The 12,931-nt window shown below is 39.6% G+C and carries 11 protein-coding genes; 7 read left to right on the forward strand and 4 right to left on the reverse strand.

Features of this window, described 5'->3' with window-relative positions; all coding sequences use genetic code 11:
* Position 1: 1 nt before the first annotated feature.
* Positions 2 to 1,468, forward strand: coding sequence for an efflux transporter outer membrane subunit (locus AOC35_RS03785; RefSeq protein WP_108645842.1), 1,467 nt, complete (start codon positions 2 to 4; stop codon positions 1,466 to 1,468).
* Between the two features lie 108 nt (positions 1,469 to 1,576).
* On the opposite strand, the gene AOC35_RS03790 is transcribed toward AOC35_RS03785, so the two are convergent.
* Positions 1,577 to 2,827: an alkaline phosphatase family protein gene (locus AOC35_RS03790; protein WP_108645843.1), complete on the reverse strand. Its 1,251-nt coding sequence runs from the start codon at positions 2,825 to 2,827 to the stop codon at positions 1,577 to 1,579.
* 122 nt (positions 2,828 to 2,949) lie between these two features.
* On the opposite strand from AOC35_RS03790, the gene AOC35_RS03795 reads away from it, so the two are divergent.
* From AOC35_RS03795 to soxA, 6 genes are all read left to right on the forward strand, one after another.
* Positions 2,950 to 4,722 carry an alkaline phosphatase gene (locus AOC35_RS03795; protein ID WP_108645844.1) on the forward strand — a complete coding sequence of 591 codons (1,773 nt, stop codon included), beginning with the start codon at positions 2,950 to 2,952 and terminating at the stop codon, positions 4,720 to 4,722.
* Positions 4,723 to 4,873: 151 nt separating this feature from the next.
* The gene (locus AOC35_RS03800) at positions 4,874 to 6,415 is read left to right on the forward strand and encodes a CYTH and CHAD domain-containing protein (RefSeq protein WP_108645845.1); all 1,542 of its coding nucleotides are present in this window, start codon (positions 4,874 to 4,876) and stop codon (positions 6,413 to 6,415) included.
* A gap of 47 nt (positions 6,416 to 6,462) precedes the next feature.
* The gene (gene soxX, locus AOC35_RS03805) at positions 6,463 to 6,888 is read left to right on the forward strand and encodes a sulfur oxidation c-type cytochrome SoxX (protein ID WP_108645846.1); all 426 of its coding nucleotides are present in this window, start codon (positions 6,463 to 6,465) and stop codon (positions 6,886 to 6,888) included.
* Positions 6,889 to 6,953: 65 nt separating this feature from the next.
* Positions 6,954 to 7,466 carry a thiosulfate oxidation carrier protein SoxY gene (locus AOC35_RS03810; RefSeq protein WP_108645847.1) on the forward strand — a complete coding sequence of 171 codons (513 nt, stop codon included), beginning with the start codon at positions 6,954 to 6,956 and terminating at the stop codon, positions 7,464 to 7,466.
* A gap of 23 nt (positions 7,467 to 7,489) precedes the next feature.
* Entirely contained in the window at positions 7,490 to 7,837 is a 348-nt protein-coding gene (gene soxZ / locus AOC35_RS03815) for a thiosulfate oxidation carrier complex protein SoxZ (RefSeq protein ID WP_159077464.1), read from the forward strand.
* A 13-nt stretch (positions 7,838 to 7,850) separates the two neighbouring features.
* Positions 7,851 to 8,624, forward strand: coding sequence for a sulfur oxidation c-type cytochrome SoxA (gene soxA, locus AOC35_RS03820; protein WP_108645849.1), 774 nt, complete (start codon positions 7,851 to 7,853; stop codon positions 8,622 to 8,624).
* 55 nt (positions 8,625 to 8,679) lie between these two features.
* Here the strand turns inward: soxA and AOC35_RS03825 are convergent, their stop codons facing one another.
* The 3 genes from AOC35_RS03825 to AOC35_RS03835 all read right to left on the reverse strand — a co-directional run bounded on the left by AOC35_RS03825 (position 8,680) and on the right by AOC35_RS03835 (position 12,782).
* The gene (locus AOC35_RS03825; protein ID WP_245898415.1) at positions 8,680 to 10,917 is read right to left on the reverse strand and encodes a xanthine dehydrogenase family protein molybdopterin-binding subunit; all 2,238 of its coding nucleotides are present in this window, start codon (positions 10,915 to 10,917) and stop codon (positions 8,680 to 8,682) included.
* Positions 10,918 to 10,928: 11 nt separating this feature from the next.
* Positions 10,929 to 11,426: a (2Fe-2S)-binding protein gene (locus tag AOC35_RS03830; protein WP_108645850.1), complete on the reverse strand. Its 498-nt coding sequence runs from the start codon at positions 11,424 to 11,426 to the stop codon at positions 10,929 to 10,931.
* Positions 11,427 to 11,528: 102 nt separating this feature from the next.
* Positions 11,529 to 12,782 (reverse strand): FCSD flavin-binding domain-containing protein, encoded by a 1,254-nt coding sequence (locus tag AOC35_RS03835; RefSeq protein ID WP_159077465.1) that lies wholly within the window; start codon positions 12,780 to 12,782, stop codon positions 11,529 to 11,531.
* Positions 12,783 to 12,931 lie beyond the last annotated feature (149 nt).

Raw genomic sequence — 12,931 nt, forward strand, 5'->3', positions numbered from 1 at the left:
GATGAAAAAAACAATATTCCCTCTTCAGAAAACCTCCACTATTTGCTTACTCTTAGGTATAGCTGGCTTTTATTCTGGTTGCTCGATTGGGCCAGATTTTGTGCAACCCAAAATAGGTAGCCCCAATAGTTTTACCAGGCAAACACTGTCTCCTCAAGAAACGATCAGGCAGGTTTCGCAAAAAATTCAAGATGGTTGGTGGAGGGCGTATGGTTCTCCGGAGTTGAATGCATTAGTTGAACTTGCATTAAAAAATAATTTTGATATTGAAGCAGCTTCAGCTAACTTAAAAGTTGCGCAAGCAAATGTGCGGGCCCAACAAGGGTATTTTTTCCCAACGGTAGGCCTTGGCTATAACGCGCTTCGACAAAATACAGGTTCTGCTATTCAACCTGCAGTCTATGGCCCTGATCAAAATAATTCCATTTATACCTTAAAAACTTCAGGAATTTCAGTGGGCTTTGTGCCTGATATTTGGGGTGGTAATCGCAGGCAGGTTGAATCTTTAAAAGCGCTTGGTAATGCTGCAAGTTATCAACTGGACGCTCTGCGTATTACAGTCGCGAATAATGTGTTGGCAGCGGCTATTCAGGAAGCTTCCCTCAGAGAGCAACTTGCAACTGTCAAGCAGTTAGCCTCTTCTGCAAAGGCACAGCTTGAACATGCACGAAGACTCAGAGATGCTGGATATGCTAGTAGTGTAGACCTTGCATTGCAGGAAAGCCTTTATGCACAAGCGATTGCACAAGCACCTGTGATTGAAAAAAGTAGGGAGCAGACGCTGAATTTGCTCAATGTTTTGTGCGGTCAAATGCCAAGTGAGAAATTGTTATTACCCAAATTAGAGCAAATCCAAGTTCCCGCTAATTTACCTAACCTCTTGCCTGCAGATTTATTGACTCAACGCCCAGACATCAAAATTGCTGAAGAGTATGTGCGCTCAGCGAATGCTCAAATTGGAGTGGCATTGGCTAATATGTTGCCGCAATTTAATGTCCTAGCCTCAGCAGGAAGTGCAACTGCTGTTGTGGCTGATATTGCTGATCAAGTCAGTAAAATTTGGAGTATTAGTGGCGGTGTAAGTCAAACTTTGTTTGCTGGAGGGACTTTATTTTCAAGAAAGCAAGCTGCTGATGCGGCTACAGACGTTGCAGTAGCCCAATACAAATCAACAGTACTTTTTGCATACCAAAACGTGGCTGATACTCTGTATGCGATTCAATCCGATAAAACTTATCTAGATGCGGCGATTCAAAATGAAGCAGCTAGTAAAGTGATTTTTGACCAAGCCAATAACCAATTTAAGGTAGGTTATATTTCAGAGCCTGTTAAGTTACAAACTGAACAAACCTATCTTCAAGCTAAGATCAACAGGCTTCAAGCAACAGCTACCTATTTAGGTGACACAACTTCCCTCTATCAATCATTAGGGGGCGGTTGGAGCAAGGAAAAAAGTCAAATATATTGAAAGTCAAACGATTAGGGTCAAGTTACTGTCCCAATCGTTTGAGCAATAATCCATCGATGACTATTAATCTGAGTTTTTTAGACCCAGAGAATCCCTCTAGGTCGATCTTTATTTCACAATCTTATTGAATAAATGATCGGAACCATCATTTTTTTCAGGTTTGATATTCAAAAGTTGAGCCATCAATGGGTAAACATCGACATTTTCAAAGTAATCTAATTGTGCTTTTTTAATCTTGTAACCTGAAGCAATAAATAAGCCATGCATCTCTTGGACTTGCGGATCAAAGCCATGATGTCCTGGGTAGGTAATGAGAGGTTTTTTATCAGTGATGACATAATGATTTTCGGCCAAACAGACAATTTTAGGGACTCGACGGTGCGTACCGAAGTGGTATTTTGCTGGGATTTCAGATTTTTTCCAACATTCCATATGCTTGATTTTATTTAGACTTTGTAAAGTTTGAGCAACATCTTGGTCTGCAAGGTTAATTCCTGCAACAGGTCCCGTCCATTCGTACTTAACTCCTGGAATATCTTTTAAAACCGTAGATACTTCAAGCCAGTTTTCTTTTGGGACTTCTGACATACCATGGTCAGCGACGATGATAAAGGTAGTTTTTTGATCAAGGCCAATGTTTTTTAAACCCGTTACAAACCTACCAATGGCGATATCAACATTACTCACTGCTTGGTTCACTTCTTTACTATTTGGGCCAAATGAGTGTCCAGCAGAATCTACCTCTGAAAAGTAGAGGGTCGCAAAGTCAGCCCTTGAACTATTGGGTCTATTGAGCCAGGTTAATAATTGGTCAACTCTCGCCGTCGAACTCATGTTGTGGTCGTAATTCAACCAATCATTGGGTTGAATTTGATTGATTTTAGTTTCAGTGCCAGGCCAGAAAAGAGTAGAGGCCTTTTTATCTTGTTCGATAACGCTCACCCAAATAGGTTTTGCATCCGACCACCAAGCTGGATTTGTGACCGCATCTCGCGAAGATAGTTTAAAAACTTCGTTAATGTGGGGGTCATACATGGTGTTATTCACAATACCGTGATGATCAGGATAGAGGCCAGTAACAATGCTGTAGTGATTGGGGAAGGTAACTGAGGGAAAGCTTGAAATTAAACCTTTAGCAATGGCACCATTTTCTGCGAGTTGATTTAAATTTGGCGAGGCATTACGCTGAAGGTATTCTGGTTTAAAGCCATCAATAGAGATTAAAACAGTTAAAGGTTTAGGGTCACTTTGATGAATAGGTCCTTCTGGCTTGTCAGATGAGCACGAAGTTAATGTTAAAAAAATCAACGCAAAAGTCACACTGAGAAGATGTTTTAAATGATAGGATTTTTGAAGCATTTTTTACCTTTTTTAATTGGGTCTGGATAGAAAAATAAGCTTATTTTTAAATAAAGTCATTGCTTCTGCAAATTGTCATTTTCATCATTTATTATGAAAATTCTAACCTTGGAGAATAATTAATGAAAAAAACTTTTCAGTTTGGCCGCTTAACCAAACTTTTAATCATGGCTAGCCTTTTGGGCAATATTGTGCAGTCAGAGGCAGTTTCTATTTATCCAATTAACCAAGCTGAAATTCTTGTTGGCAGCAAATTTGACTTGAAAGTTGAGTTTGATAAAGTTTTAGAACCTAATGAGGCGATGATTACTTTAAATGATCAAGATATGGCTTCCGTTCTGAAAGCACGTCCGGAGTATATTCGTAACGAAAATGGTAAAGGTTCCTCTTTTGTTTGGCGTAATGTCTCCTTAGATAATCCAGGCTCGGTCAAAATAACAGCCAGAACTGCTGATGTGAAAGAGCAATTTTTAAGTATCAATTGGGAGGTTTACGCAACGGGTCCAAGAAAAGCAAAGAATGTTATCTTGTTTATTGGGGATGGCATGAGTATTGCCAACAGAACTGCTGCTAGAGTGTTGTCAAAGGGGATTACTCAAGGCAAATATCAAGGGAAGCTATCTTTTGATGAAATGCCTCAAATGGCATTAGTTGGAACATCTGGGGCTGATTCATTGTTGACGGACTCGGCCAACTCCATGAGTGCTTATACTACGGGTCATAAATCATCCGTGAATGCATTAGGTGTCTATGCATCTAGAGCAACTGATAACTTGGTGCATCCTAAAGTTGAGACCATTGCAGAACTCATTAAAAGAAAAACAAAAATGTCGATCGGAATTGTGTCAGACGCCGAAATTGAAGATGCAACTCCTGCTGCCGTTATTGCGCATACTAGAAGACGTGCTGATAAACAATATATCGCTGATGAATTATTCTTAAAGCAAGTTGATGTGATTTTAGGTGGTGGATCTGCCTATTTTTTACCACAGACGAACAAACTTTCGAAAAGAAAAGATAACAATGATTTAATGAGGTTGTTTAAGTTAGACGGTTATGAACTGGTTAAGAATAAAACGGAATTAATGGAGGTAGCTACAAAAACTTCTACGACGAAGCTTTTTGGCGCTTTCCACCACGACAATATGGATGGTTCATTAGACCGCTTATTTTTAAAACAAAACACGGTAAAAGATTATCCAGATCAGCCGGATTTAACTGAAATGACACAGGCCGCAATTAATGTCCTTTCAAAAAATAAGGATGGATTTTTCTTAATGGTGGAAGCCGCTTTGATTGATAAATTTAATCACCCGTTAGATTGGGAAAGAGCTGCATTTGATACGATTATGTTGAGTAATGCTGTGCAAGTTGCGAAGGATTTTGCTGCAAAAAACAAAGATACTTTGATTATCGTAGTCCCTGACCATACCCATGGTGGTTCAATTAGTGGGGTTATTTCAGATGATCGTAAAGGTGCTTTACGTGAAAAAGTTGGTGTTTATGCCGAAGCTGGTTTTCCCAATTATCCTAAAGCAAATGCTCAAGGTTATCCAGAGACGATTGATGTAAGTAAACGTATGGTCTTTAATTATGGTAACTTCCCTGACCATTATGAAACCTTAAAACCAAAATTAAATGGTACCTTTGTGCCTGCTGTACTAGATAAAGAAACAAAGAAATTTGTAGCTAATCCTATTTATAAAGAACAAAATCCGGACGCTGTAATGGTTGAGGGTAATACACCATCAACTAATGAGGCGGGTGTCCATACTGCAGATGATGCGGTTTTAAATGCCATGGGACCTGGATCTGATGTTTTCAAAGGCTTCATTGATAACACTGAAGTATTTAAAGGAATGGTTCAAGCCCTAGGTTTGGGTCGCAAAAAGTAATTCTTTTTTGATGATAGAAGTAATTAAATGCATGTCAATTCATAAGAATGACATGCATTTTTAATTATTTATAGATAGTAAATTTGTTTCAGTTTCATTAAAATCACCTTCTAAATACAATTTTTTAACTTTATAAGGTAATAAATTCACTGTGTCTATAGAAACTGAATTAAAGCTAAGTTTTTCTGCCAACCAATTACCAGTCCTTTTAGAGCATCCTTTAATCAGTGGACCGTCCAAACGTCATAAACTTTTCAATGTTTACTATGACACGCCTGAATTATCCTTAATGAAAAGCGGAGCAGCCGTCAGAGAGCGCAAGATTCTTCGTAAAACACTGCTTACCGTCAAATTGGCATCTCCATCACTAGGTGGACTGCATCGTCGATTAGAGTGGGAAGCACCAACTACTCCGGGGCAATTTGATTTTCAAACTTTGATTGATGATCCAGTGTTAGCTGAGAAAATGACAATGCTCGCTCCTCAATTAGTACCAATATTCACCACAGAATTTGTTAGACGAACTTGGGATGTCGAATTTCGAGGTTCAAAAATCGAAGTTGCGATTGACCAGGGCAAAATAGTAACAAAGCGGCCAGATGGATTTCTTTATGATTCAGAGATTTGTGAAGTTGAGTTAGAGTTATTAGAAGGTAATCCCGTTAATTTATTCGGTTTAGCACGAGTTCTCAGTCGTAGGGTGAGGTTACATCCTTCTAGTCGCTCTAAAGCGGAAATTGGCTATCGTTTGTACCAGAATATAGTAATTTCGCCAGTCAAACCAGCCATTGTAGAAATTAATCCTGAGGCTGATCCATTAGATACTTTTCAACTTATTTGTTTTGAGTGTCTTTATCATTTACAACTAAATGATGTTGGTATTTTGCTTGATAACGACGATGAGTATATTCATCAAGCTCGGGTTGCAATGCGTAGAATTCGATCAGCAATTAAGCTCTTTGCTCCTGTTCTGCCAATGACCTTTGTTGGTCATTGGAATAATATCTGGAGAGATTTAGCTAATGCTCTAGGTGATGCTAGAAATTGGGATGTTTTTAGTGATGAACTCTTGCCCTTGTTAAAGCAAACCTTTGGTAATCATCCTGATATTGTGGAATTAGAGAAATTCGCTTTTACTGAAAGAGCAGTTGGTCATCAAAGTGCGATTGCCACTTTTGGACATCGAAACTATTCGGTGAAAGTGATTTCTTTCGCAGAGGCTGTGATGAGTTTAAAAACGCATCCAGAAATAAAGAATCGCCAAAAGATGATTCTTGAGAGTCAATCAACTGCAGAGCCGATTGTGCCAGAAAATACAGAGCAGTTCGCAACTCGCTTATTGAAGCGTCGTCATCGTCGTTTCCAAAGAGAGTTATCTGTACCGAGCAGAAGCCTAGAGGAAAGCCATCAACTTCGACTTTATTTAAAAAAGCTTCGTTATTCATTTGAGTTTTTTGTTCAGTTATTCCCAAAAAATAAAATGGCTCGTTATACGAAAACGCTGTCGCGAGCTCAAGAGTTGTTGGGGCAAATGAATGATTTAGCTACTGCAGAAATATTGTTATCGAAAAGAAATCTTGCTCAATTAGATGTGGCCACAGCTTGGATTATTGGTCGACAAAGTGGTTACTTATCCATGATGCCAAAAGTCATTGCGGGTTTAAATGATCTCAAAGCGCCATGGCTAAAATAAAGCTATTTGGCTTGCATGATTGTTTTATTTATTAAAATGAAACAATCATGAATAACAAGAAATATTTCTTCTTTCACAGACTTGCAATGCTGGTGTTTGTTTCTTTTTTGAGTTCAGTGAATGTATCCGCTCAACAAATGGAATTAGAGCAAAAAGTCACTGCTATGCCCGGTTGGAAAATTATGCAAGATGGCAGACAGGGCAATTGCATTACTTGCCACACTATTTATCTTTCTGAAAAAAGTATAAAAGAGAAGCAAGGGAATTTTGCACCACCATTGAGTAAAGTTGGCGCTAAATATTCTCCGGACCAATTAAGGCAGTGGGTTACCGATGCAAGACGCATGAACCCTGAAACCTTGATGCCGCCATATGGTAGTCAGACTAATATCAATAATCCTAACATCCCCAAACCTATTTTAGATTCGCAGCAAATTAATGATGTGGTTGAAGTGCTTGTAATGTTAAAGTAGTTATCAATAAAACCAATTACAATCAAATCTTATATTGAATCTGAATATTTCAGAAGGATGATTGAATGCGAAAAGTGGATCAGCAATCGCTTAAAAAGTTTGGGACTAATTTGAGTTACTCGAAAAGAGACTTTTTACTGGTCTTTTCAGGTATGCTTTTAATGGCTAAATCTACCAACTCATTTGCGCAAAAGCTGCAGGCTGTACAAATGATGCAAAGCCAATTTCCAGAATATCAACCGGCGTCATTAAAAAAATTAACAATGAATGAAAAGGCTATTCAATTAGATATTCCGCCTCTAGCGGATACTGGTAATTCAATTCCCTTTACTATCAAATTACAAGCACCAGCAGGAAAGTTGATTCAGTCTTTTGAAATTATCGCTCCTGAGAACCCATTTCCAATGGTGATTCGAGTAAAAGTCCCCCAAGCTAAAAGTTCCTATCAATTTTCTACTCGAATTCGTTTGGCTTTAAGTCAGGATGTATGGGTGATTGCAACACTAGACAATGGTCAGAAAATTGCTAACTCTGTGCCATCTGTCGTGACCCTGAACGCTTGTTTTGATGCAACTTAATCTCTCAATAACAAAGGTTTATGATGGCAACGCATAATAAATTTCCAATTCGGGTCAGCTTTATTGGTAATCCTAAACCTGGTGCAACGGTTGAAGTTCGTATTTTGATTGGTCATCCTATGGAAACGGGATTTCGGATGGCTGATAACGGTATTGATCAAATTCCTAAAAATATCATTGAGAGTGTTGTTGTTAAGCTCAATCAAGAAACAATTTTTACCGCAGAAGTGGGGACTGGTATTGCAGCAAATCCATTAATTAGTTTTCTAATCGAGGTCCCAGAAAAGGGCGGTACTCTTTCTGTGAACTGGGTTGATGACCAAGGTAATACAGGTCAAACTGAAAAAGAATTGATTAGTTTTAAATCGTAAGGACTGATCCAAATTGAATGTCATTCGTCTAATAATCAGTTCGCGTCTGATTTTTTTAATAACTCTATTTTGTCTAATTAGTAACGGATTTGTTTGGGCTGAATCGCGACAAAGTGGTAATCAATTTTTAACGAGCGAGCTTTTAAATTTATCAAAAGATTCATCAATCAATCCAATTACTCTGTGGATTGATCAAGGAGCACAAATTTGGCAAAAAGATTGTCAAGGATGCCATCAAGATCTAAATTCGATTCGTCAATCGGTGGTGGATTTTCCACGTTGGAAAAAAAATCAATTGGTTAATCTAGAGGATCAGATTGTTCAATGTTTTGCAAAAAAACAGATTACAGGTTTATCTCTTGAAAGCGCAGACGTTTTAGCGGTGTCTACCTTTCTATCTGATAGTGCAAAGGGCTTAAAGGTGCAAGTTCAATCTCCAATTGATCCTGCAGAAAAAACGGCTTGGCAAGAAGCACTGAATCATGGAGCCCACATTTATACTCAACGTCAGGGAAGGGTTAATCTTTCTTGTACCCAATGTCATGATTTGAATATTGGTAAAAATTTAAGATCGGATGTGATTAGTCCAGGCTATATTACGGGATTTCCGATTTATCGTCAAAGTTGGCAAGCGATGGGCTCGATGGATCGGCGCTTGAGGGCCTGTTATTCAGGTGTTCAAGCTGCTATCCCTCCAAGTGGACATCGTGATCTTCGCTCACTCGAGTTATTTTTAAAGAATAGGTCTGAAGGGATGATTTGGGAAGGCCCCTCCATTAGACGCTAAGAAGTAAAAAAAAATCCCATTACAAGTAATGGGATTTTTATAGCTTGAGGTGAACTTAAGCGATAGACAAGCCTTCTCTAATTAGTGGGAAGTTGCGTAGAGGCTTACCAAGTGCTGCTGAAATAGCATTGATAACTGCTGGTCCAACTACGCAAATTGTCGGCTCGCCAACGCCACCCCAGAAATCAAATGTTGGTACTAAGACCGTATCCACTTTTGGATTTTGGGCTAATCTCAAGAGAGGGTAGGAGTCAAAGTTAGTTTGCTTGATTCTACCGTTCTCTACTGTAATTTCTGGATTGAAAATCGAAGAAAGGGCCATTACTACTGAACCTTCTACTTGCTCACGCACTACGTATGGGTTCACGACGTGACCGCAATCTAGCGCAAACACCATTTTGTGAATCTTCACGATGTTATCTGTTACAGAAACTTCAGCTACACATGCGGAATAACTACCGTAACCCATAAACTGAGCGATACCACGGTGAACACCCTTAGGCAGTGGTTTACCCCAGTTACTACGCTTTGCTGCTGCATTGAGTACATTTAAATGTTTAGGATGATCTTTCATGACAGCTTGACGGAAGGCTAAAGGATCTTTACCAGCGGCCTTAGCACACTCATCCATAAAAATTTCCATGAACATACCATTTTGGTTCGTGTTTACACCGCGCCATGGACCAACTGGTACATGGGTATTTTTCATGACATACTCAGTGAGTAGGGTTGGGAATTTATAGCCTAATTGCGCATCACCAGCTTCCTCGTAGAAACCTTGAAGCTGTCTTACATCCTTATTATTTTTGATCGCCATTGGCGCGACAGTTGAGTTAATGGATTGACCAGAAACTTTAACGTGTAAGCCCGTCATATTACCGTTAGCATCAATACCGGCTCTCATTTTAGCCATTGCAATCGGATGATAGTAATCGTGTGTCATATCTTCTTCACGTGACCACATCATTTTTACTGGTACACCTGGGAAGTTTTTAGCAATCCCTACTGCCTGAGTCACATATTCCTGAGTACCGCCACGACGACCAAGACCCGTTCCTGGATCAAGTTTATACACCTCGCATTGCGTCAGTGGCAATCCTGCCGCTTCAGCTAAAGCAGCATGTGATGCTTCTCCATTTTGAGTAGGAACCCAAGCTTCAACTCTTTCTGGGGTGAATTTTACTGTACAGTTCATCGGCTCCATATTGGCGTGTGAACGGTAAGGTGTGTAATAAACGGCTTCAACAACATTCCCTGAAGATTGGATTGCTGCTACAGCATCACCTTCTTTACGTTGCCAGAAATCACCAACCTCCTCTAAACCTTCTCTTAGGCGTTTTTCAATATCAGCTTGGTTTACGTTGCCGTTACCAGCCTCATCCCATTCAATTGGGAGGGCCTCGAGGGCAACTTTAGCACGCCAAAAAGTATCAGCAACCACTGCAACTGCGTTGTCACCAACTTTAACAACACCCTTAACACCACGTAAATTTTTGACTTTGTTTTCGTCATAAGATTTAACTTTGCCACCAAAAACGGGGGAAGCTTTAATAGCAGCACATAACATGCCAGGCAACTGTAAATCCACACCAAAAACTTTAGTACCATTTACTTTGTCAGCGGTGTCGAGTCTAGCAAGCGGCTTACCAGCAACTTTCCATTCGCTTGGTTTTTTAAGCGTAATTGATTTTGGATCTGGCGGAGTTATTTTCCCTGCAGCCTCGGCAACTTTACCGTAGGTGGTTTTCTTGCCAGATTTGTGAGAAATTACGCCCTTATTGACTGTTAGCTCTGAGACGGGCACATTCCATTCGTTAGCAGCTGCTTGCAATAGCATAATTCTAGCTGCCGCAGCACCTCTTCTTACGTAGTCCTCAGAAGTTCTAATACCGCGACTTCCACCGGTACTAAACTCACCCCAAACTCTTTTCCTTGCAACGCTTTGACCTGGAGTAGGTGACTCTGTAATAATTTTTTTCCAGTCGCATTCTAACTCCTCAGCAACTAATTGTGCTAGACCAGTTCTTGTACCTTGCCCCATTTCAGAACGAACAATACGAATCACCACAGTATCATCTTGCTTGATATTGACCCATGCATTCACCTCAGGAGAAGATGAGTTCATGATCGTATTTTGATTATAACTTGTGCCTGCCATAGCTTCAGTGCTTGCAAAGCTACCGATGCCTAACATTAAGCCACCACCAATAAAGGATGTATCAACGATAAAGCGACGACGGGATTGGCTCTCTAAGTTCATTTGATCTACTTGATTATCTGTAATTTTAGTCATTTTTGTCTCTCTTATCCGCGTGATTGAGGAGTCGCATCATAGGTAGCTAGAACTTCTGCTAATTTCTTTTGACCAGAAGCAACATGGATACCATCACGAATCTTTTGATAAGTACCGCAACGGCAAATGTTGGACATGGCATTGTCAATGTCAGCATCCGTAGGCTTTGGAATTCTTTTCAAGAGAGCAGCTGCTGCCATGACTTGGCCTGACTGACAATAGCCACATTGTGGAACATCTAATGCAATCCATGCTTTTTGTACAGGGTGAGTATTGTCGGCTGATAAAGCTTCGATCGTTGTGATTTTCATACTACCTACTGAGGACACTGGGATAGAGCACGATCTTGCTAGTTCACCGTTCAAGTAAACTGTACAGGCGCCGCACTGGGCGATTCCACAGCCATACTTAGTTCCAGTCAAACCAACGATTTCGCGAATTGCCCATAAAAGGGGCATATTGGGTTCTACATCGATATTGTGCATTTTGCCGTTAATATTCAACTGCATCTTTGATCTCCTCTAGTTTTAGGAATTTAATTAAACAACTTTATTAGTTTATATTGAATTATTGTTTAAAAATTGAAATTTGTAAAAAAATTACAAAAATTTCTAAATCAGGGTGTCAGACCAAATATCATGTGCCCACTTTATCGCAGCAGAATATTCCTGAGCATTGTCCACGGTTGAAATGCTATTCGACCCAGGAACCACCGCCATACTTTGCATTTTTGGGTCAAATTGATGCATGGTTGAGATGTGTGCTCCCGTCTTTTCTCCTAAAACGCTATAACAAATACTTGAAAATGTGGGGGTTTTATTGATTGGTAAGTCTGCTAATTGTTGGTAAATAGCGGATGCACAAATTTTGGCCTGTCCATTTGCAACTTGCGCAGATTTTGGTGTTTGGGTGGAACTTTGGATGGCGTCTCCCAAAATATGAATATCAGAAATCATTTTTGATTCATAGGTCAAAAAGTCAATTTCGCACCATCGTTTATTGATATTAGCCAGGTTTGAACGAAACGCAATGTCACCAGCTCGCATAGGCGGAATTACATTTAAAACGGCTGCTTTAACATCATCTTGAACTTCAAACATTAAGGCATTTTCTGATGCGTCCACATCTACCAATGTATGGTTATTTCTGTATTCAATCATGTTGGGGTAGTAGTTCGACCAAGCTTTTTTAAATAAGGTGGATTTTGAGGTGATTTCTGCATTGGCATCTAGCACTAGAATTTTTGATCGTGGTTTATATTTTTTAAAATAATTTGCTACTTGACTGGCTCTCTCATAAGGCGAGGGCGGACAGCGGTAGGGTGCAAGAGGGATCGATATAGCGAAAACTTCCCCGTCTTGCATGGACTCTAGTTGTTTTCTTAAAGTTAGAGTTTGTGATCCTGCTTTCATGGCATGCACGAAACGATTTTGCAGAACGGGGTCTTTCATGGCGGGCAAACTATCCCAAATCATATCCACCCCAGGAGATAGAATTAATTTGTCATAGGGGACCGTCATTCCTTGTTGTAAAACAATTTTTTTCACTTCTGGAAGGATTCGCTCGACAGTGTCCTGAATTACTCTAACACCATATTTTTGTTGAAGTAGCTCTCTACTTTTAGTGATGTCAGAAATCTGCATTTGTCCGTTAATGACAAGATTAGATAACGGACATGAAATCAGACTTGGTGAGGGGTCTATGAGGATCACATCAATCTGCCCACCTGATAAGATTTTTAAATATTTTGCGGTCGCAGCTCCACCAAACCCAGCACCAACGATTACTATTTTTGCCTTTTTTAAACTAGGCGACTGAATTTTGGTTGGGGATTCGGCAAATAATAAGCTGCCCTGAGCGCCCAAATAACTTCCTAAAATAGTTTGTTGTATAAATTTTCGTCGAGAGTTATGCATAATCTTGAAAAAAGCATTCCAAGTTGAGATTAATAAAATATTTTATATTTCAAGCATAATCCTTTTAGGGGAAATTTTATTCATTTTTTCTGGTTTTG

This window comes from Polynucleobacter rarus, assembly GCF_003072505.1.
Taxonomy (GTDB): Bacteria; Pseudomonadota; Gammaproteobacteria; order Burkholderiales; family Burkholderiaceae; genus Polynucleobacter; species Polynucleobacter rarus.